Source organism: Streptomyces sp. CB02366, assembly GCF_001905905.1.
GTDB lineage: Bacteria > Actinomycetota > Actinomycetes > Streptomycetales > Streptomycetaceae > Streptomyces.
This window is the reverse complement of sequence record NZ_LIVT01000007.1, coordinates 162,737-182,638: the sequence shown is the minus strand read 5'-3', so window position 1 is coordinate 182,638 and position 19,902 is coordinate 162,737. Positions and strand designations below refer to the sequence as shown.

18 protein-coding genes are annotated in these 19,902 nt (G+C 73.4%); 12 read left to right on the top strand and 6 right to left on the bottom strand.

The features are described 5' to 3' along the window. Positions 1–4: 4 nt before the first annotated feature. The 4 genes from AMK24_RS21730 to AMK24_RS21715 all read left to right on the top strand — a co-directional run bounded on the left by AMK24_RS21730 (position 5) and on the right by AMK24_RS21715 (position 3,796). Positions 5–586 carry a TetR/AcrR family transcriptional regulator gene (locus AMK24_RS21730; RefSeq protein ID WP_073770492.1) on the top strand — a complete coding sequence of 194 codons (582 nt, stop codon included), beginning with the start codon at positions 5–7 and terminating at the stop codon, positions 584–586. A gap of 236 nt (positions 587–822) precedes the next feature. After that, positions 823–1,668, top strand: coding sequence for an MIP/aquaporin family protein (locus AMK24_RS21725; RefSeq protein WP_073770491.1), 846 nt, complete (start codon positions 823–825; stop codon positions 1,666–1,668). Between the two features lie 27 nt (positions 1,669–1,695). Further along, a complete protein-coding gene (glpK, locus tag AMK24_RS21720) occupies positions 1,696–3,213 on the top strand; it encodes a glycerol kinase GlpK (protein ID WP_073770490.1) in 1,518 nt (505 codons plus the stop codon). A 55-nt stretch (positions 3,214–3,268) separates the two neighbouring features. Then, a complete protein-coding gene (locus tag AMK24_RS21715; RefSeq protein WP_073770489.1) occupies positions 3,269–3,796 on the top strand; it encodes a GNAT family N-acetyltransferase in 528 nt (175 codons plus the stop codon). 64 nt (positions 3,797–3,860) lie between these two features. Here AMK24_RS21715 and AMK24_RS21710 read toward each other — a convergent pair whose 3' ends face one another. After that, complete coding sequence (locus AMK24_RS21710) at positions 3,861–6,155, bottom strand: serine/threonine-protein kinase (RefSeq protein ID WP_073770578.1); 2,295 nt, start codon at positions 6,153–6,155, stop codon at positions 3,861–3,863. A gap of 175 nt (positions 6,156–6,330) precedes the next feature. Next, complete coding sequence (locus AMK24_RS21705; protein WP_073770488.1) at positions 6,331–7,305, bottom strand: oxygenase MpaB family protein; 975 nt, start codon at positions 7,303–7,305, stop codon at positions 6,331–6,333. Between the two features lie 205 nt (positions 7,306–7,510). On the opposite strand from AMK24_RS21705, the gene AMK24_RS21700 reads away from it, so the two are divergent. Next, positions 7,511–8,110 (top strand): TetR/AcrR family transcriptional regulator, encoded by a 600-nt coding sequence (locus AMK24_RS21700; protein ID WP_073770487.1) that lies wholly within the window; start codon positions 7,511–7,513, stop codon positions 8,108–8,110. A 99-nt stretch (positions 8,111–8,209) separates the two neighbouring features. Here AMK24_RS21700 and AMK24_RS21695 read toward each other — a convergent pair whose 3' ends face one another. From AMK24_RS21695 to AMK24_RS21685, 3 genes are all read right to left on the bottom strand, one after another. Then, positions 8,210–10,177, bottom strand: coding sequence for an acyl-CoA dehydrogenase family protein (locus AMK24_RS21695; RefSeq protein WP_073770486.1), 1,968 nt, complete (start codon positions 10,175–10,177; stop codon positions 8,210–8,212). Between the two features lie 66 nt (positions 10,178–10,243). Beyond that, positions 10,244–10,624 (bottom strand): hypothetical protein, encoded by a 381-nt coding sequence (locus AMK24_RS21690; RefSeq protein ID WP_073770485.1) that lies wholly within the window; start codon positions 10,622–10,624, stop codon positions 10,244–10,246. Between the two features lie 64 nt (positions 10,625–10,688). Beyond that, positions 10,689–11,147: an ATP-binding protein gene (locus AMK24_RS21685; RefSeq protein WP_338012702.1), complete on the bottom strand. Its 459-nt coding sequence runs from the start codon at positions 11,145–11,147 to the stop codon at positions 10,689–10,691. A gap of 317 nt (positions 11,148–11,464) precedes the next feature. Here AMK24_RS21685 and AMK24_RS21680 point away from each other — a divergent pair, with 317 nt between their 5' ends. From AMK24_RS21680 to AMK24_RS21655, 6 genes are all read left to right on the top strand, one after another. Then, positions 11,465–12,331 (top strand): DUF5753 domain-containing protein, encoded by an 867-nt coding sequence (locus AMK24_RS21680; RefSeq protein ID WP_073770484.1) that lies wholly within the window; start codon positions 11,465–11,467, stop codon positions 12,329–12,331. Next, positions 12,328–12,579 carry a DUF397 domain-containing protein gene (locus tag AMK24_RS21675; protein WP_073770483.1) on the top strand — a complete coding sequence of 84 codons (252 nt, stop codon included), beginning with the start codon at positions 12,328–12,330 and terminating at the stop codon, positions 12,577–12,579. Before AMK24_RS21680 ends, AMK24_RS21675 begins: the two co-directional genes overlap by 4 nt. An 80-nt stretch (positions 12,580–12,659) precedes the next feature. Then, positions 12,660–13,478 carry an SAM-dependent methyltransferase gene (locus tag AMK24_RS21670; protein WP_073770482.1) on the top strand — a complete coding sequence of 273 codons (819 nt, stop codon included), beginning with the start codon at positions 12,660–12,662 and terminating at the stop codon, positions 13,476–13,478. Positions 13,479–14,151: 673 nt separating this feature from the next. Further along, positions 14,152–14,499 (top strand): BatC protein, encoded by a 348-nt coding sequence (locus tag AMK24_RS21665; protein WP_073770481.1) that lies wholly within the window; start codon positions 14,152–14,154, stop codon positions 14,497–14,499. A 2-nt stretch (positions 14,500–14,501) separates the two neighbouring features. Next, positions 14,502–15,812, top strand: a complete 1,311-nt coding sequence (locus AMK24_RS21660) for a cupin domain-containing protein (RefSeq protein ID WP_107427437.1) — start codon at positions 14,502–14,504, stop codon at positions 15,810–15,812. Continuing rightward, the gene (locus tag AMK24_RS21655) at positions 15,809–16,714 is read left to right on the top strand and encodes a sucrase ferredoxin (RefSeq protein ID WP_073770479.1); all 906 of its coding nucleotides are present in this window, start codon (positions 15,809–15,811) and stop codon (positions 16,712–16,714) included. Before AMK24_RS21660 ends, AMK24_RS21655 begins: the two co-directional genes overlap by 4 nt. Positions 16,715–16,753: 39 nt before the next feature. On the opposite strand, the gene AMK24_RS21650 is transcribed toward AMK24_RS21655, so the two are convergent. After that, positions 16,754–17,164 (bottom strand): Fur family transcriptional regulator, encoded by a 411-nt coding sequence (locus AMK24_RS21650; protein WP_073770478.1) that lies wholly within the window; start codon positions 17,162–17,164, stop codon positions 16,754–16,756. A gap of 383 nt (positions 17,165–17,547) precedes the next feature. Between AMK24_RS21650 and katG the strand changes: the two genes are divergently transcribed. Next, on the top strand, positions 17,548–19,803 hold the full coding sequence (gene katG, locus AMK24_RS21645) for a catalase/peroxidase HPI (protein ID WP_073770477.1): 2,256 nt from the start codon (positions 17,548–17,550) through the stop codon (positions 19,801–19,803). Positions 19,804–19,902 lie beyond the last annotated feature (99 nt).

The window sequence follows — 19,902 nt, the reverse complement described above, 5'->3', positions numbered from 1 at the left end:
CACCGTGCCCGAGCCGAAGAAGGACCCCCCTCTGCGTTCGGACGCGCAGCGCAACCGCGAGCGCATCCTGCGCGTCGCCACGGCCGAACTGACCGTGCGCGCGGACGTCCCGCTGAGCGTCATCGCCAGGAAGGCGGGCGTCGGGCAGGGCACCTTCTACCGCAACTTCCCGCACCGGGAAGCACTCGTCCTGGAGGTCTACCGCTACGAGATGCGCCAGGTCGCGGACGCCGCCCGCGAGTTGCTGGAGTCCCGGCCGCCCGAACGGGCCCTGCGCGAGTGGATGGACCGCCTCGCCCGCTTCGCCATGACGAAGGCGGGCCTGGCGGACGCGATCCGGCTGGTCACCGGGGCGCCCGGCGGGCCCGCCAGACCCGGCCCCACCCCGGTCGTGGAGGCGGCCGGAACCCTCCTGGACGCCTGTGAGGCCGTCGGCGCCGTCCGCCCCGGGGTGACTCCGGACGACTTCTTCCTCGCCATCGCCGGTCTGTGGCAGCTCGATCCGCACGAGGACTGGGAACCGCGGGCCGGCCGCCTCCTGGACCTCGTCATGGACGGCCTGCGGGCGGGGGCGCCCGGGGGGTGAGCGGCCCAGCCCCCGCCGATGGCGCCGGAGCCCCGTGTGACGATGTCCCCCGTACGGCGTCCGGCCCGGGAGGGGCCGGTCGCGGCCGTTTCCGGACCTCACCCGATCGGACCCCGCCGGGCCCCGCCCCTAAGACGCCCAATTCTCCCGATATGCCCATTTACGTGAATCGGCTTAGCCTGCTGACACTGCTCGGGTAGAAGACAGCCGGCGCCGTCGGCGGAGGGCGAGCTTCCATGGCCGAACTACGCAAGAAGTCCGGATTTCTCGGCGAGTTGTCCGCCGAGTTCGCGGGCACGTTGATCCTCATCCTCTTCGGATGCGGTGTCGTGGCACAGGTGGCGGCGGGCGGAGCCCTGACCGACCCGGCCGGAGGGCTCGGGGACCACGACAGCATCGCCTGGGCGTGGGGGCTCGGCGTCACGCTGGGCGTCTACGTGGCGGCGCGGCTGAGCGGGGCGCATCTCAACCCCGCGGTGACCGTCGCCCTCGCCGCGTTCAAGGGGTTCCCCTGGAAGAAGGTGGCCCCGTACGCGCTGGCGCAGACGGCCGGCGCCTTCGTGGCCGCGCTCCTCGTCCGCTGGAACTACAGCGAGGCGTTGGCGAAGGCCGACCCCGGGCACACCATCAAGACGCAGTCGGTGTTCTCCACGCTGCCGGCCAACGGCAACCCGGCTCTGCCGGTGCACGAGTGGGGCGCGTTCCGCGACCAGATCATCGGCACCGCCCTCCTGCTGCTGCTGATCCTGGCCGTCACCGACCTGCTGAACACCCCGCCCGGCTCGAACCTGGGACCGTTCGTCATCGGTCTGATCGTGGTCGCGATCGGTATGGCCTGGGGCACCAACGCGGGGTACGCGATCAACCCCGCCCGCGACTTCGGCCCCCGCCTCGCGAGCTTCCTCACGGGGTACGGCGGGGCGTGGCGCGACCAGTACGGGAATCTCTACTTCTGGGTGCCCATCCTCGGCCCGCTGATCGGCGGTCTGCTGGGCGCGGGCCTCTACAAGGTCTTCGTCGGACGCTTCCTGCCGTCCGCGGAACCCGAACCGCCGGGCCGTGTCCCGGCGGGCAAGGACTGACCCCACCGGCCGGAGAGGCGGCACATCATGGCGGACTTCATCGGCGCGGTGGACCAGGGGACCACCAGCACCCGGTTCATGATCTTCGATCACGGCGGCAACGAGGTCGCCAAGCACCAGCTGGAGCACGAGCAGATCCTGCCCCGTTCCGGCTGGGTGGAGCACGATCCCGTGGAGATCTGGGAGCGCACCAACTCGGTCATGCAGAACGCGCTGCGGTACGGCGGTCTGTCGCCGACCGACCTGGTGGCCATCGGGATCACCAACCAGCGCGAGACCACGGTGGTCTGGGACCGGCGCAACGGGCGGCCCTACTACAACGCCATCGTCTGGCAGGACACCCGTACGGACGCCATCGCGGCGAAGCTGGAGCGTTCAGGGAAGGGCGAGGTCATCCGCCGCAAGGCCGGGCTGCCGCCGGCGACGTACTTCTCCGGCGGCAAGATCCAGTGGATCCTGGAGAACGTCGACGGCGTACGGGAGGCGGCGGAGGCCGGTCACGCGGTCTTCGGCAACACCGACGCCTGGGTCCTGTGGAACCTGACCGGCGGACCGAACGGGGGCATCCACGCCACCGACGTCACCAACGCGAGCCGGACCATGCTGATGGACCTGGAGACCCTCGACTGGGACGACGAACTCCTGGGCTTCTTCGGCGTCCCCCGGTCGATGCTCCCGAAGATCAACTCCTCCTCGGACGCGGAAGCCTACGGCTCCACCCGCACCTCCCGGCCGTTGAGCGCCGCCATCCCCATCGGGGGCGTCCTCGGCGACCAGCAGGCGGCCACCGTCGGCCAGGTCTGCTTCTCCCCCGGCGAGGCCAAGAACACCTACGGCACCGGGAACTTCCTGTTGCTCAACACCGGCAACGAACTGGTCCGTTCGCAGAACGGCCTGCTCACCACGGTGGCCTACCGGTTCGGCGACAGTCCGGCGGTCTACGCGCTGGAGGGGTCCATCGCCGTCACCGGCTCCGCGGTGCAGTGGCTGCGCGACCAGATGAAGATCATCAAGTCGGCGCCGGAGAGCGAGGAACTGGCCCGGAGCGTCGAGGACAACGGCGGCGTCTACTTCGTCCCCGCCTTCTCCGGGCTGTTCGCCCCGTACTGGCGCTCCGACGCCCGCGGCGCGATCGTCGGCCTCTCCCGGTACAACGACAACGCCCATCTGGCGCGGGCCGCCCTGGAGGCCATCTGCTACCAGAGCCGCGATGTGGTGGAGGCCATGGAGCAGGACTCCGGGGTCCACCTGGACGTGCTCAAGGTCGACGGCGGCGTCACCGCCAACGACCTCTGCATGCAGATCCAGTCGGACGTCCTCGGCGTCCCGGTCAGCCGCCCCGTCGTCGCCGAGACGACCGCGCTCGGCGCCGCCTACGCGGCCGGCCTCGCCACCGGCTTCTGGCAGGACACCGATGAACTGCGCACCCAGTGGCACGAGTCGAAGCGCTGGACGCCCCAGTGGACCGAGGAGCAGCGCGCGGAGGGGTACGAGGGCTGGAAGCGGGCGGTGGAACGCACCCTCGACTGGGTGAAGGTGCCCTGACGTCCTCGCGTAGGTTGGGCCGGTCCCCTCCCGCCGTCGCGACAAGGACCGGCCCATGCCCAGCTCCACCACGATCCGCCTGATAGAGCCCGCCGACGCCGCGCCCGTCGCCGCCCACCGGGCGCGGGACGCGGAGGCCTTCCGGCGGTGGGAACCGGCCCAGCCGGCCGACTGCTTCACCCCCCAGGGGCAGGAGGAGCGGATCGAGGGGCTGCTCGCCGGGTACCGGGCCGGCACGGTCTGGCCGGGCGTGGTGCTCGCCGACGGCGAGGTGGTCGGGCAGGTCACCGTCGGAAACATCCTGCCGCAGCCGCACCTGCGGCGCGGCTCCCTCGGCTACTGGATCGCCACCGCCGCCCAGAACCGGGGGCACGCCGGCCGGGCTGTCGGGCTCGCCCTCCGGGTGATGCGGGAGGAGCTCGGCCTGCACCGCGCGGAGGCGTCCACCAACCTGGAGAACCTGCCGTCGCAACGGGTGCTGCGCCGCAACGGGTTCACCCCGTACGGCGTCGCGCACGCCGCGATCCTCCTTGAGGGGGAGTGGCGGGACGGGCTGCTGTGGGAGCGCGTCCTGGGCGACTGAGCGGGGCGCGGGCAGCGGGCGGACCGGCATCACGGGCTCCACCGGTCCCGGCGGGACCGCCGGGTCAGCGCGGCCTCGGCGGATTCCCCGCGTCGAAGGCGAAGAGGGTGTTCTCGGCGGCGGCCACGAACACCGCGCGTCCCGCCACGGTCACGCGCGGGCTCGCTCCCTCCTGGCCCGTGAGCCCGTCGGCCTGCGGGTCCGTCGCCCACAGCGTCTTCCCGTCGTTCGGCGACAGCGCGACCACCCGGCCGGTCGCCGAGCTGAAGTACACCGCGCCGTCCCCCGCGGCGGGCCCCGACGCGCCTTCCACGCCCGTCTGCCGCACCCACTTCTTCCGTCCGGTCGCGGAGTCGAACGCCGTGACGAGACCGGTCCGCCCGCTCAGGTAGACGGTGCCGTCCGCCATGCCGGGGGTGCCGTCGTACACCTCGTCGAGCCGGGAGTACGTCACCTTCCCCGAGGCCGGGTCGAACCGGGCCAGTCCGTCGTACCCGGTGCGCGCGGTCCCCTCGTAGTGCGGGGAGAGGAGGACGAGGGAGCCTCCGGCTTCGCCCACCGGTTCGACGGGCCCCTCGACCTCGACGGCCGCGCCCAGCTCCCCGGAGCCGGGGTCGAGCGTGCGCAGGGTGGGGCGGCGCGGTCCGAGGCCGTCCACCTCGGCGTCGGTCGCGCACATCGCGAGGAGCCGCGTGCCCTCGGCGACGGGAGCGCACTGCGTGCCCCCGGGGAACGGCGCCGTCCAGGCGACCTTTCCGCCGCGGGCGTCCCGGGCCTCGAAGCGGGAGTTGGAGGGGTCGACCGTCACCACGGCGGAACCGGCCACGACGGCGTCCCGGGTCCGGCCGGTGACGGCCGTGGACTGGGCGCCGGAGGGCGTGGACCACAGCTCCTCGCCGCTGTCCGCGTCGAGTGCCACCACCTCCTCCGGCGGTCCCTGCGGGGCGTCCTGGTCGGCGATGCGGTAGCCGACCACGGTGTCGTCGGTGGCGCCCACCAGGTGCATGCCCTGGGTGGGGACGCCCGGGCTCTTCACCGTCCACACCTGCGTTCCGTCCCCGGGGTCCACACGGCTCGCGACGACACCGCCGCCCCCGCAGAACAGCGCCTCCGCGCGGGTGACGCAGCGCAGCTCGTCGGGAATGTCCTCGCGGCCGCCGAGCACGGTCGTACGCCACGGCTCGAAGCCGGCCGGGAGGGCGCCGCCCGGCACCGCGGGGCCGGGGTCCCCGCCGCCGTCCCGGTCTCCGCCGCCCGTGGTCAGCGCGGCCACTCCCCCGCCGATCGCCGCCACCGCGACCGCCGCCGCGAGGACGGGCCGCCACCGGCTCCGCAGACGGCCGCCGACCGACGCGCCGGTGCTCCCCGCCTCGGAGGGCGCCGGGGGCGCGGAGGCCGGGGCGGCGGGCGCCGGATCGGAGGGCTTCAAGGCGGCCGCCGGCGCGGTGGCGGGCGAGGGGGTGGCCGGGGTCGCCAGATGGTGCTGGGTGATCACGTCGCGGGTGCGGCCCGCTCCCGGCCCCCCGGAAGCCGGGTCGGCCCCGCCGAGTCCGTCCGCCGGCAGGTCCCTCAACAGCACCAGGAGTTCATCGGCCGAGGGGCGCCCCTCGGGCTCCTTGCCCAGGCACGGCTCGACGACCGCTCGCAGGGCCGGCGGCACGGCGTCCAGCGACGGCTCCTCGTGCACCACCTGGTACGCGGTCATGTAGGGGCTGTCCGCGTCGAAGGGCCCGCGGCCCGTCGCGGCGTACACCAGCAGCGTCCCCAGCGAGAAGACGTCAGAACGCGGTCCCACCCCGCGCGGGGCCCGCAACTGCTCGGGCGACATGAAGGGCGGCGTGCCGATGACCCGCCCGGTCATCGTGAGCGTCTCCTGGTCCGCCGCGCGCGAGATGCCGAAGTCGATGACCCGGGGGCCCTCGGGCGAGAGCACGACGTTCGAGGGCTTCAGGTCGCGGTGGACGACGCCCACCCGGTGGATGTCGCGCAGCGCCTCCGCCAGCCCGATGGCCAGCCTCCGCAGCTCCGCTCCGCCGAGCGGGCCCCCCTCGGCGATGCGCTGGGCGAGCGTGGGCCCCTCGATGTACGTCGTCGCCATCCACGGCTGCTCCGCCTCGGGAGCGGCGTCGACCACGGCCGCGGTGAACGCGCCGCTCACCCGTCTCGCGGCCGCCACCTCCTGCCGGAACCGGATGCGGAACTCGTCGTCCCCCGCGAAGTGCTGATGGATCAGCTTGATCGCGACGGGCCGCCCCGAACTGGTACGGGCCAGGAAGACCGTGCCCATGCCGCCCGAGCCGAGCCGTTCCTCCAGCGGATAGCCGCCGATCTCGGCCGGATCACCTCCGCGCAGCGACACGCTCCCCACCTCCCGTCCCCCGTGCGTCTCCGCCGCATCGGGCCCGCTCATCCGTCCTGCACACAAACTAGTCGCAGGGCGGTACGGCCGGGCGAAGCGGGTGGCGGCACCGGGCGGGGAGGGACAGCCCGCGCCGGAGAACGGCGGCCCCCCTCGGCTGCGCGGGCGGCTTCGGTCAGCGCGGTGGCCGCCCGGTCCGGTGCGCCACCGGCACGTAGTGCTGGGGAAGGCCCCGCCGCTCCTCGGGCGGGAGGTTCCGGGCGGGCGTCTCCACCGGGACCTCCGCCGGCCGGCCCCGCTCGCGGTCCCATCCGGCGCGGGCGCGCGGGTGGAAGCGGTACCGCTCGGGGACGTGCCTCCAGGCGTGGTGGACGAGGCCGCCCACCAGTCGCAGCAGCCGTTCGTCGCGGGGCGTCCAGCGCAGGCCGAGGCGGTCCCGGACCGTCTGCGGGTACAGGCCGACCGTGAGCCACCGCGTCGAGCGGACGAGCGGGACGCGGAGGAGGGCCCAGAGGGGCGGCGGCAGCAGGCGCAGGAGGGGCGGCCGGGCGATCCGGCGCATGTCCAGGACGTCCCGGGTGGGCCGGTTGTCCTCCAGGACGTCGGCGCACATGCGGTCCCAGTACGCCTGGAACTCCTCCCAGCCGCCGGGTACGGGCTTCATCGAGAGGCCGTAGAGCGCGTACCAGCGGACGTGCTCGTCGAAGAGCGTGTGCCGCTGCGCCTCGGTGAGGCCGCCGCCGAAGCGCTCGGCGACCTGCACGGTCAGCATGAAGAAGGTGGCGTGGGCCCAGTAGAACGTGTCCGGGTCCAGCGCGTGGTACGGGCGGCCCCGTGCGTCGACCCCGCTGATCGAGGCGTGGTAGCCGCGCACCTCGCGGGCGGTCCGGGCGGCGAGCGGGCCGTCGTAGACGACTCCCCCGATCGGGTACAGCGAGCGGAAGAGGCGCTCCCAGCGCTCCTCGAAGAAGCGCGAGTGCTCGGCGACGGCCGCGCCCAGTCCGGGGTGCATGTTCTGCATCGATCCGGCCCAGGGGGCGAGCAGCAGTCCTCTCCAGTCGCCGAACCAGCGCCAGGTGAGGGAGTCGGGGCCGAGGGGTTCGGGGGTTCTCGGGCCGGTCTGTTCCGGTCCGGGGGCTGACGGTGTCACGTGTACCTCCGCTGGCTGGGGTTGCGGTGCGGGGCGCTCCGCGGGCGGAGCTGTTCAGGACACGGTTCGCGGCGCTGTGCGTGGCGGTGCTCGGGAAGGCGTCCCGCGCGGTTGCGACGAGAGCAATCTGAGGACACCTGTCATCAGGTTAGAATGTGCGGACAGGTGTCGTCAATTGCTTCAACGCGATACGGGGGAACGGGAGTTGACGGAACGGAGCTGGGGCGGCACCACGCTCGCCGATCGCCGCGCCGCCCGTCGGCAGGCCCTCCTGGACGTCGCCGAGCGGCTGGCCGGCGAGGAGGGGGCCGCGGCCGTCACGGTCCGGTCCGTCTGCCGTGGGGCACGGCTGACCGACCGCTACTTCTACGAGAGCTTCGGCGGTCGCGACGATCTCCTCCTCGCCGCCTTCGAGCGGGTGGCCGACGAGGCCAGAAGCGCTCTGGAGGAGGCGGTGGCGCTCAGTGCCCCGCAGGCCGGCGTCCGGGCCCGCGCCGCCGTCTCCGCGTTCGTCGCCCTGGTCCTGGACGCCCCGCACAAGGGCCGCCTGCTGCTCCTGGAGCCGTTCGCCGACCCCGCTCTCGGGGCCCGCGGCCACCGCCTCATGGCGGTCTTCACCGAACTCGTCGGCGGCCAGCTGCCGGGGACGGTGGACGAGGCCGACCGCCGGATGGCCGCCCACGCCCTGGTCGGCGGGCTGGCGAGCCTCTTCGCGGGGTGGCTGCGCGGCACCCTCGACGTACCGCGCGAGCGGCTGGAGGCGCACTGCGTGGAGCTGGTCCTCACGGCGATGTCGCGGCAGTGACCCGGCGGGCGGCGCGGACGTCCCGCCGCACGGCGGCGGCCGCGCCCCCGGCCCCGGCCCTCCCGGCGAACCGGGCCGGGGGCGCGGCCGCCACCGCGTTCAGGCTCCGCCCAGCAGGTCCGGGGCGCGCAGCATCGCGGCGGGGATGTTCCAGGCGTCGACGAGGCCGCCCGCCAGCGGCCGGATCCTGCGGCAGAGGTCGTTCACCTCACGGGTGATCGCCTTGGACCGCTGGACGGTCAGCCGGCCGTGCTCCATGAACCACGCCCGGTCCGCCTCGATCGTCGTCAGGGCGAACAGGTCGCACAGCAGGCCCAGCGCCGCCTTCTCGCCGCTCTCGGGCAGCGTGCGGACCTTGTCGACGAACGCCTCCAGCACCAGCCGCTCCATATGGGCGTGGGCGAGGGCGATGACGTGGTCCTGCACCTGCGAGAAGACGGCGCCGGGGTCGCGCTTCTGGTCGATGCCGCGCTTGAGCCTGCGGGCCACCCCGGCGAGCATGTGCTCCTCGCGGTAGCGGACCATCGCGAGCTGGTACTCCGGGTCGAGCAGACCGGCCTCCCGGTCCCACTCGTCACCGCCGGGCAGCAGGTCGCGCACCCGTTCCAGCAGCTTGTGGGCCGAGGTCTTCTCGATGAGCGTCTCGACGGCGAGGCCGGTGACGTGGCGGATCATGCCGAGCTGGTCCAGGTCCTCGAACTCGTCGGCGTAGTGGGTCAGCAGGCCCTTGGCGACGAGCTGGAGCAGGACGTGGTTGTCGCCCTCGAAGGTGGTGAAGATGTCGCTGTCGGCCTTGAGCGCGGCGAACCGGTTGACGGCCAGATAGCCCGCTCCGCCGCACGCCTCCCGGCACTCCTGGACCACTCGGGTGGCGTGCCAGGTGGCGAGCGCCTTGGTCCCGGCGGCCCGGGCCTCCAGCAGGCGGCGCGCCTGCGGGTCGTCCTCGGCGCCGGAGAAGACGTCGTGCAGCCGGGTGCGTACGACGTCCTGCGCGAAGTGCAGCGCGTACGTGCGCGCGATCAGCGGCAGCAGCCGGCGCTGGTGCAGCCCGTAGTCGAGGAGCAGCTGCTCCTCCCCGTCCGCGCCCGCGGCGAACTGCCGCCGCCGCAGCCCGTACCCGGTGGCGATCGCGAGGGCGACCTTGGAGACGGCGACTCCGGCGCCGCCGATGCTGACCCGGCCCTGCACCAGGGTGCCGAGCATGGTGAAGAAGCGGCGGTGGGGGTTGTCGATCGCGCTCTCGTAGACGCCTTCCGGGGTGACGTCGGCGAAGCGGTTGAGCAGCGCTTCGCGGGGCACCCGCACGCCGTCGAACCGGAGGCGTCCGTTGTCCACGCCGTTGAGGCCCATCTTGCGGCCGTCGTCCTCGATGCCGACGCCCGGGGCGGGTTCACCGCCGGACCGGATCGGCACGACGAAGGCGTGGACCCCCTCGGACTTCCCGTCCACCTCCAACTGGGCGAACACCACGGCGAGTTCGCCGTGGCGGGCCGCGTTGCCGATGTAGTCCTTGCGCGCCTGGTCGCCCTCGGTGGTGATGACGAACTCCCGGGCGGCGGCGTCGTAGCGCGCGACGGTGCCGAGCGCCTGCACGTTGGAGCCGTGCCCGGTCTCGGTCATCGCGAAGCAGCCCATCAGCTTCCCGGTGATCAGGTCGGGCAGATAGGCCTCGTGATGGCGTTCGGTGCCCAGGTGCAGGATCGCACCGCCGAAGAGGCCGAACTGCACGCCGGCCTTCACCAGCACCGACAGATCGCCGAGGGCGAGCGTCTCGAACGCGGCGATCGAGGCCCCGACGTCGCCGCCCCCGCCGTACCGGGCCGGAAACCCCATGCCGGTCTGCCCCGTCGCCGCCATCGCGACCACATGGTCGCGCACCCGCTCACGGAAGGCGTCGACGTCGAGTTCCTCGGCCTCGTCGAGGACCGCGGCATGGGCCGCCAGGTTGGTCCGGACCAGGTCGCGGACCTCGGCGTACTCGCCGTCCAGCAGCGCGCTCAGCGCCTTGACGTCCAGCTCCGGCGGTACGTGTCCGCCGGGTGCGGGCGGTGTTCTGTCGGTGGTCATACCGTTTCGCTACCCCGCCCGTGGACGATCAAGCGGTGGACCGCGGGCGGGGCGCCCCGGGCCGGTTCACCGCCCCTCGGCGCTCCGCGCGGACAACGGCGCCCAGGTGTAGCGCACGGGCGCGCCGTGGTCGCGGAGCCAGGCCGCCTCGCGGTGCCGGAGTTCGCACGCGGACTCCGGGGCGATGGCGCTGGGCCAGCGGACGAGCACGGCGGTGACGCGGCCCGCCCGGGCCAGCCGCCGCACCCGCCGCCACCCGCTGCGCCGGACCGGGTCGGGTTCGCCGTAGGCGTCGGTGACGACCTCGGCGATCGCCAGTCCGCGCTCCCGGGCGAACGCGTACCCCTCCGCCTCCGCACGGCGCGTCGCGTCGCCGGGCGCTCCCGGGCCCCGGTCGGCGCACACGTACAGCACGACGGGGGGCGCGCCGCCGCCCGGGGAGGTCATGGGCGCCCCTTCGGCGGCCGGGGCGGGGGGAAGCGTTCCGCGGCCGGGGCGGGGGGACACGGCATCACGGGTGCGCCGTCAGCTCCGCCCAGACGACCTTTCCCCCGGCTCTCGTGGAGCGGGTGGAGCCCCAGCTCTCCGCGAGCTGCCTGACCAGGAGCAGTCCCCGCCCGCTCTCATCGTCGGGGCCGGCCTCGCGCTCGGGCGGCCTGACCGGGGCGCTGTCCTCGTCGTGCAGTTCGATACGCAGGCGCTTCCCGTCACCGGTCAGCGTGAGGCCGCACAGGACCTGCCCCGTGCCGGTGTGCAGCACGGCGTTGGTGGTCAGCTCGGAGATCAGCAGTACCGCGTCGCAGCAGGTGTCGCCGGGCAACCGCCAGGCGCGCAGCAGGTCGCGCGCGGTGTCGCGGGCGGATCTCACGCTGGTCCGCAGGGCGGGCAGGCCGAACCAGTGCTCCCGCGACGGGACGGCTCCGGTTAAGGCGGGGAGAGAGGGCGGTGCTGCGGACGGGGACAGAGTCACGGGTTTCGCCTTCCAGCGCCGTTCAGGGGGGTGGGCGCGGTGAGGGGATGAGGGCTGCCGCTCGATCGGTGCGCGGTGCGCGCCGGTGCAGGCCCCCGGCGGCGGGGCGTCGGCGACGCCGTCGGCATCGCGCGTCCCCTCCGGTCCGGAACCTGCGTCGGAGATATGACGTGACCGCTCACGCGACCACTATGCGCGTGATCACACTCATGCTGCAACCGACTCCCTGATAATTTCAGCAGCATCTGTATCAACCTGGTGCCCCCACCAAGTCGATGCCACAATGGCGCTGTTGACGGCTCCTCAGGAGGTAGGGCGTGAGCGAAGCCCGTTCCGGCACCAGCGCGCCGACGGTCCTGCGCATGATCCTGGGCCGACGGCTGCGGGACAGGCGCCTGGGAGCCGGCACCTCGCTGGAGGACGCCGCGAGGGCACTGCGCGTGAAGTCGCTGACGATCCGCAGGCTGGAGAAGGCCGAAGTCGCGCTGAAGCCCCTCTACGTCGAGAAGCTGCTGGAGACCTACGGAGCCGAGCGCCGGGAGATCGACGAGTTCGTCGAACTGGCCGAGCAGGCCAACAAGCCCGGCTGGTGGCACTCCTACCGCGACGCCGTCCCGGACTGGTTCACCGCCTACGTCAGTCTGGAATCGGGCGCGAAGACGCTGCGCACCTACGAACCCCAGTACGTCACCGGTCTGTTGCAGACCCCCGACTACGCCCGCGCCGTGCTGCGCGGCGGATTGCCGAACGGCGACGAGGAGGAGCTGGCCCGCCGCGTGGAGCTGCGCCTGCGCCGCCAGGTCCTGCTGGACCGCGCGGACGCCCCCACCTTGTGGGTGGTCATGGAGGAGGCCGTCCTGCACCGGGCCGTGGGCGGCCCGGACATGATGCGCGAACAGGTCGAGCGGCTCCTCGAAGTCTCCGAACTCCCGCACGTCAGCATCGACATCGTGCCCTTCTCCGCCGGGGCGCACAGCGGAGCGTGCGCCCCGTTCACGTATTTCCGGTTCGAGGAACCGGAGTTGCCCGACATCGTCTACAGCGAACTCCTGTCCGCCGGTGTCTACCTCGACCAGCGCGAGGACGTGGTCTCCCATCTGGAGGCGCACACCCGCATGGCGTTGATGACGTCGTCCGAGGACAGCACCGCGCTGTTGAACCGCATGCGCAAGGAGTACTCATGACGGCCGACGGCAAGAGCGTCTACAACGGCATGCCGGCCACCGACCTCGGGGAACAGGGCTGGGAACGCCCCTGGAGCGGGCCCAACGGCGGCCAGTGCGTCGAGACGAAACAACTCACCGACGGCCGCGTCGCCTTCCGGCAGTCGACCGATCCGGCCGGGCCGGCGCTGATCTACGCAGCGGAGGAGATCGCGGCGTTCGTCCGCGGCGTCAAGGCGGGACTGGCCGACCATCTGGTCGCCGGGTGATCCGGCGGCAGTGAAGGGACGACGCCGCGGGTTCCGATCCCGGCCCCGCGGGCGGCGGACACACGCGTGAAAGGAAGAACATGACCACCAGGCAGTCCGGCCGGGGCCTCGACACGAGCAGGCCGCACTCGGCCCGGATGTACGACTACTTCCTCGGGGGCAAGGACCACTTCGAGGTGGACGAGCGGGCGGCTCTGGCCGCCGCCGAGGCGCACCCGGGCCTCTACGTCACCGCCCGTGAGAACCGGGCGTTCATGCACCGGGCCACCCGGGTGCTGGCCCAGGAGCACGGCATACGCCAGTGGCTCGACATCGGCACCGGCATTCCGACCGAGCCGAACCTGCACCAGATCGCCCAGTCGGCGGCGCCCGACGCCCGTGTCGTGTACGCGGACAACGATCCCCTCGTCCTCAAGTACGCCGAACGCCTCATGCGCAGTACGGCGCAGGGGCGCACCGCCTACGTCGAGGCCGACGCCCGGGATCCCGACGCCCTGCTGCGGGCGGTGGAGGACGCGGACGTCCTGGACTTCGACCGGCCCGTCGCCCTCACGCTCAACGCGCTCATGCACTTCGTCACCGCCCCGCACGACCCGTACGCGATCGTGCGCCGGCTGCTCGACCCGCTCCCGCCCGGCAGCGCTCTCGCCATGAACCACTGCACCCCGGACTTCGACCCCGCCACCTGGAACCGGGTCGCGGAGTCGTACACGAAGTCCGGAACCCCGGTGGAGTTCCGTTCGCACGGCGACGTCGCGCGCTTCTTCGACGGGCTGGCCCTGATCGACCCCGGCATCGTCTGCTGCCACCGCTGGCGGTCCGCCGGACTCGACGCGGACGGAAAGGAGATCCCGGACGCGCAGATCAGCCTGCTGGCGGGCGTCGGCATCAAGCGCTGAGGGGACTCCTCCGCGAAAGGGCCCCGGTCGCGGCCCCGGGAAGCCGGAACCGGGGCCTTCGGCCGGGTGCGGAGCCGTCGGGCGGGCGCGGGGCCGGGCGAGGGCGCCGCCCCGCTACCAGCCGGCCTTCACCGCGTCGTAGTCCGCCCCGGGCCGTGTGCCGGGGCCAGGCGGCGCCGGAGTCCCGGCGAGTCGTCTACGAGGTGTTCGTCCAGGGCGTGTCGGCGGGGCCCGTGCCGACGCTCCACGCCGACGCCTTCGGGTCGGTGGACGGGAAGAAGGCGTTCCTGGGTCACGGCGCCGGCCTCGTATGTCGGCAGCGCGACGACCAGCGAGCAGGATCTGCTGTTCTGCAATCTGGACGGGGCGAAGAAGGTCACCGGCGAGGTCACCGCCCGAACGCACACGATCCGGGGGCTGGGCGTGCGGGTGGTGCCGGGAGACCCGGCCGGGCGGTGAGCGGGCGGTGGCAGCCCGGCCGGGCGGTGGGCGGGCGGGGCCGCCGTCTCGGCCGCTCCGGCATTCGGAGGACGCCCGGCCGCCCGAATCGATGTTTCCCCGCCCCGGCTATACGGTGATTACGGGCAATTCATCCCTATGTCACCGTCCTGGACGAGCAGGTTTCCGGGCGACGGAAAGCCGCCCGTCCATGGCGTGATCCCCAGGAGGCACGATGACCCAGCACGACGCGAGCGGACAGGAAGGCCCCGCCGACGGAGGCGCGGCCGGCACCCCCGGCGTCCACGACGGCGGAGCCGACGGCGGCGCGGAAGGGCCCGCCGACGGAGGCGCGGCGGGCACGCCGGGCGTCCACGACGGCGGCGCGGACGGCGGAGCCGACAGCGGTGCCGAAGGACCCGCCGACGGAGGCGCGGCCGGCACCCCGGGCGTCCACGACGGCGGCGCGGACGGCGGAGCCGACAGCGGTGCCGAAGGACCCGCCGACGGAGGCGCGGCCGGCACCCCGGGCGTCCACGACGGCGGCGCGGACGGCAGTGCCGACGGCGGCAGCCGCTCTTGAGCATGACCCGGACCGAGCTCCGGGATTCCGGCGCGCGTCAGGGCGCCGGAATCCTGGAGTCTCGCCTGACCAGCCTCGGCCGGGAGGAGTTCGCCCGTGACGTCTGGGGCCGCACGGCGGCGCTGACGCGCGGGGCGGACGACTTCTCCGACGTCTTCTCCACGGCCGCCGTGGACGATCTGATCTCACGGCGCGGGTTGCGTACGCCGTTCCTCCGGGTCGCCAAGGACGGTTCCACGCTTCCCGAGTCGTCGTTCACCGCGCCCGCCGGGGTGGGGGCCACCGTCGCCGACCAGCTCGACGACACCGCCCTGTGGCGAGCGTTCGAGGGCGGGGCGACGCTCGTCCTGCAGGCGTTGCACCGTACCTGGGAGCCGGTTGCGGAGCTGGTCTCCGCACTCGGCAGGGAGCTGGGGCACCCCGTACAGGCCAACGCCTACGTCACCCCGCCGCAGAACCGCGGGTTCGACGCGCACTACGACGTGCACGACGTCTTCGTCCTCCAGATCGAGGGGACGAAGCGGTGGGTCGTCCACGAGCCCGTGCTGCCGGACCCGTTGCGCGACCAGCCGTGGACCGGTCACCGCGCGGCCGTCGCCGAGCGGGCCGCGCACGACGCCCCGCACCTGGACACGACGCTCCGCCCCGGCGACGTGCTCTATCTGCCGCGCGGCTGGCTGCACTCCGCGCAGGCCCGGGGGGAGGTCTCGGTCCATCTGACCCTCGGGGTCCACGTCTGGACGCGCTACGCGCTGGCCGAACACCTGGTCCGGGCCGCCCTCGCGGACCTGGCCGACGACCCGTCGATGCGCCGCAGCCTCCCCCTGGGGGCGGGCGGGCCCCTCCTGGAGGCGGGCGGGCCGGACAGCGTGAACGGCACAGCCGGACCGAGCGGCGTTCCGGACGCTCCGGATGCTCCGGGCACGGTGAACGGCAGAGCGAACGGCTCGGGCAGTGCGACGGACCTGGTCCGCGAACGTCTGCTGGCCGCCGTCGCCGACGCCGACCCCGCCCCGTCGTTCCACCGTGCGCACCGGTCCCTGGCGCGCCCGGCGCCCCTGGGGCCGCTGGCCCAGCTCGCCGCTCTGAACAGCCTCGGCCCCGCCTCACCGGTCCGGCTGCGGGAGGCGTTGGAGCCACGGCTGGAGGGAACACGCCTGTTCACCCGTGTGGGCTACCTCGACTTCCCGGCGGACGACCTCGTCCCCGTGGCCCGGCTGCTCGGCGGGCAGGTCCGCACCGCCGGCGACCTCGGCCTCGACCTCGCCGGGCGACTGCTGCGGGCGGGCGTGCTGGTGCCCGCGGACCGGTGACCCCGTCCGGCCGCTTCTTCTGCGCCGACGCCGCCCGGGAGCGCGGCGACGCGTTCGTCGGCACGGCTCCGTACGGCACGGCCTGGATCCTCATCGAGTACCGGCGCGGCTGGCCCGCCGACGGCTACGACGGCCTCGCCCTCGATCCGGGGACCAAGGCCCTGGTGTACTCCGCCGCCCGGGCGCACCGGGCACGGATCCTGCTGGTCCGGCGGCACGGCCGCCGCCCCCTCCCCGACGGGGGCGGCCGGTGGGCAGTGCTGCGCCACGACGGCTCCGGCGGTCTGCGCCAGCAGTGGGGCGGCTGGCGCCGCGACGAGGACCTGGTGGGGATCGCGGCGGCGCTGGACTCCCCGGGGGAGCCCGGCCTTCCGCCGGTCGTCCTCGTCTGCGCCCACGGCACGCACGACGCGTGCTGCGCGGTGCGCGGGCGCCCGGTGGGCGCGGTGCTCAGCGCGCGCTGGCCCGACCTGGTGTGGGAGTGCACGCATGTGGGCGGGGACCGGTTCGCCGCCAACGTGGCCGTGGTGCCCGACGGCGTCTACTACGGCCGCCTGGACGCGACGTCGGCGGTCACCGTGGTGCGGGAGCATCTGGCCGACCGCATCCACGCCGGCCATCTACGCGGCTACACCACCCTCCACCCGCCGCAACAGGCGGCCGTGGCCGGGGTGCTCGCGCGCTACGGTCCGGCGAGCCGGTACGCGTACGACGTCGTCGAGACGGTCCGCGACCCGTGGGGCTGGCGTGTCCGCGTCAGCGACCGGGCGGACGGCGCGAGGGCGCTCGACGTCGAGGTACGGGCCCGTCGCACCCCGCCGCGCCGACTGACCTGCCGCGGCCCGGCCGACAGTTCGGCCCTCGTCTACGACGTGGCGTCGATCCGCGAGGTCCGGGCCTGACCGCCGGGCCTGCGCCCCCGGCCGCCGTCCGCCTCCGGCTCAGGCGCAGTCCGGGCACAGGCCGCGGTAGGTGATCTCCACCGCGCCGACCGTGAAGCCGAACCGCTCGCTCCCGGGCAGGTCGCCCAGAGCGTCGCCGACCGGGTGGACGTCGCGGACCGTGCCGCAGCCGGAGCACACCAGGTGCTGGTGCGCGCGGTGGGCGTTGGGGTCGTAGCGCTTGGCCCGGCCCACGGTGGAGACCTCCACCACCTCGCCCAGCGCGACGAGTTCTCCCAGCGTGTTGTAGACGGTCGCGCGGGAGATCTCGGGCAGTCGCGCGGCGGCCCGCAGATGCACCTCGTCCGCGGTCAGGTGCACGTGGTCGCCGTCGAGGACCTCCGCGACGACGCGCCGCTGCGAGGTCAGCCGCCAGCCACGGCCCCGTAGCCGTTGCAGGAGGTCGCTCATCCCGTTTCACCCGCTCCGCTTCGCCGGGAGGCGCGATCGCCGCAAGGAATCGGACGACGTCGCACCTCGGTCGATATGGTTTTAGCCCACTTCTTGACTTGGACGAAGTCCATCGTAGGATCGATCCCGGCGACATCCAAGAGACAGGAAGGCTCCGGCACGGCAGCAGAGACACCTGACGGGACACCGCCGTTCGACCGCGCGGTGCCGCCTGCCGACGCGGCCCGCACCGCACCGCCCGGGGCCACCCGGTCCACGGCACGTGAGGCGTTCGGTCCGGCCGCGGCGACGTCCTGGATCACAGCGTGCCCCTTCTGCACGGCCCGAATCCTTCTCCCCGTTCAGCGCCCCACGACCCGCCGCCGGGTCCGGAAGGATTTCCCATGACCGAGAACCACGAGTCGCACGTCTACGACCCCGTCACCCCGGATTCGCCCGAGACGGCTGTTCCCGAGGTGCCCGAGGCGCAGGCGAGCGGCTGCCCCGTGGCCCACGGCCGCGCGCCGCACCCCACGCAGGGCGGCGGGAACCGCCAGTGGTGGCCGGACCGCCTCAACCTGAAGATCCTCGCCAAGAACCCCGCCGTGGCCAACCCGCTGGGCGAGGACTTCGACTACGCGGCCGCTTTCCAGGCCCTCGACCTGCCCGCCGTCAAGCGCGACATCGCCGAGGTGCTCACCAAGTCGCAGGACTGGTGGCCGGCCGACTTCGGCAACTACGGACCGCTGATGGTCCGGATGGCCTGGCACAGCGCCGGCACGTACCGCATCAGCGACGGCCGCGGTGGCGCGGGCGCCGGCCAGCAGCGTTTCGCCCCGCTGAACAGCTGGCCGGACAACGGCAACCTCGACAAGGCCCGGCGGCTGCTGTGGCCGGTCAAGAAGAAGTACGGCCAGGCGCTGTCCTGGGCCGACCTGCTGATCCTCACCGGCAACGTCGCCCTGGAGACCATGGGGCTGAAGACCTTCGGCTTCGCCGGCGGCCGCGAGGATGTCTGGGAGTCGGAGGAGGACGTCTACTGGGGTCCGGAGACGACCTGGCTCGACGACGAGCGCTACACCGGCGACCGTGAGCTGGAGAGCCCGCTCGGCGCGGTCCAGATGGGCCTGATCTACGTCAACCCCGAGGGCCCCAACGGGAATCCGGACCCGGTCGCGGCAGCCCGCGACATCCGCGAGACCTTCCGCCGGATGGCGATGAACGACGAGGAGACCGTCGCGCTCATCGCCGGTGGCCACACCTTCGGCAAGACGCACGGGGCGGGTCCGGCGGAGAACGTCGGCGCCGACCCCGAGGGCGCCCCGCTGGAGGAGCAGGGCCTGGGCTGGCGCAGCTCGTACAGGTCGGGCAAGGGCGGCGACGCCATCACCAGCGGCCTGGAGGTGACCTGGACCAGCACGCCGACGCAGTGGGGCAACGAGTTCTTCCACAACCTCTTCGCCTACGAGTACGAGCTGACCACGTCCCCCGCCGGGGCGAAGCAGTGGGTTGCCAAGGACGCGGAGGCGACCATCCCGGACGCGCACGACCCGTCGAAGAAGCACAGGCCGCAGATGCTCACGACCGACCTGGCGCTGCGCTTCGACCCGGCGTACGAGCAGATCTCGCGCCGCTTCCACGAGAACCCGGAGGAGTTCGCGGACGCCTTCGCCCGCGCCTGGTTCAAGCTGACGCACCGTGACATGGGCCCGGTCCAGCGCTACCTGGGCCCCGAAGTGCCCTCCGAGGTGCTGCTGTGGCAGGACCCCCTGCCCGAGCGCACGGGTGAGCTGCTGGACGCCGCGGACGCCGCCGCGCTCAAGGAGCAGGTGCTCGCCACGGACCTGTCGGTGGGACAGCTCGTCTCGGCCGCCTGGGCCTCGGCGTCCTCCTTCCGCGGCAGCGACAAGCGCGGCGGCGCCAACGGCGCGCGGGTCCGGCTGGAGCCGCAGCGCGGCTGGGAGGCGAACGACCCGGACGAGCTGGCCCGCGTCCTGCGCGTGCTGGAGGGCGTGCAGGAGTCCTTCAACGCCAAGGGCGGCAAGCAGGTCTCGCTGGCCGACCTGATCGTCCTCGCGGGCAACGCGGCCGTCGAGCAGGCGGCCGCGGACGCCGGGGTCGAGGTGGAGGTGCCGTTCACGCCGGGCCGGGTGGACGCCACCCAGGAGCAGACGGACATCGAGTCGTTCGCCGCTCTGGAGCCGGCGTACGACGGCTTCCGCAACTACGTCGGCAAGGCCGCCCGCCTGCCCGCCGAGTACCTGCTCCTGGACCGGGCCAACCTGTTGACGCTGAGCGCTCCGGAGACCACCGTCCTGGTCGGCGGCCTGCGGGTGCTGGGCGCCAACACCGGCGGCTCCCAGCACGGCGTCCTCACCGACCGGCCGGGCACGCTGACCAACGACTTCTTCGTGAACCTGCTCGATCTGGGCACCACCTGGAAGTCGACGTCCTCGGCGCAGGACGAGTTCGAGGCCCGCGACGCGTCCGGCCGGGTCAAGTGGACCGGTACCCGCGCCGACCTGGTCTTCGGATCCAACTCCGAGCTGCGCGCCCTCGCCGAGGTGTACGCGAGCGACGACGCCCGGCAGAAGTTCGTGACGGACTTCGTCGCCGCCTGGGCCAAGGTCATGGACCTGGACCGCTTCGACCTGGCCTGACCACGTCCGGCCGCGGACGACCCGCCCGAGGCCGGCACGGATCGAACGGCGGGGCCGGTGCACCTTCGCACCGGCCCCGCCGCCGTGCCGGGGTTCCGT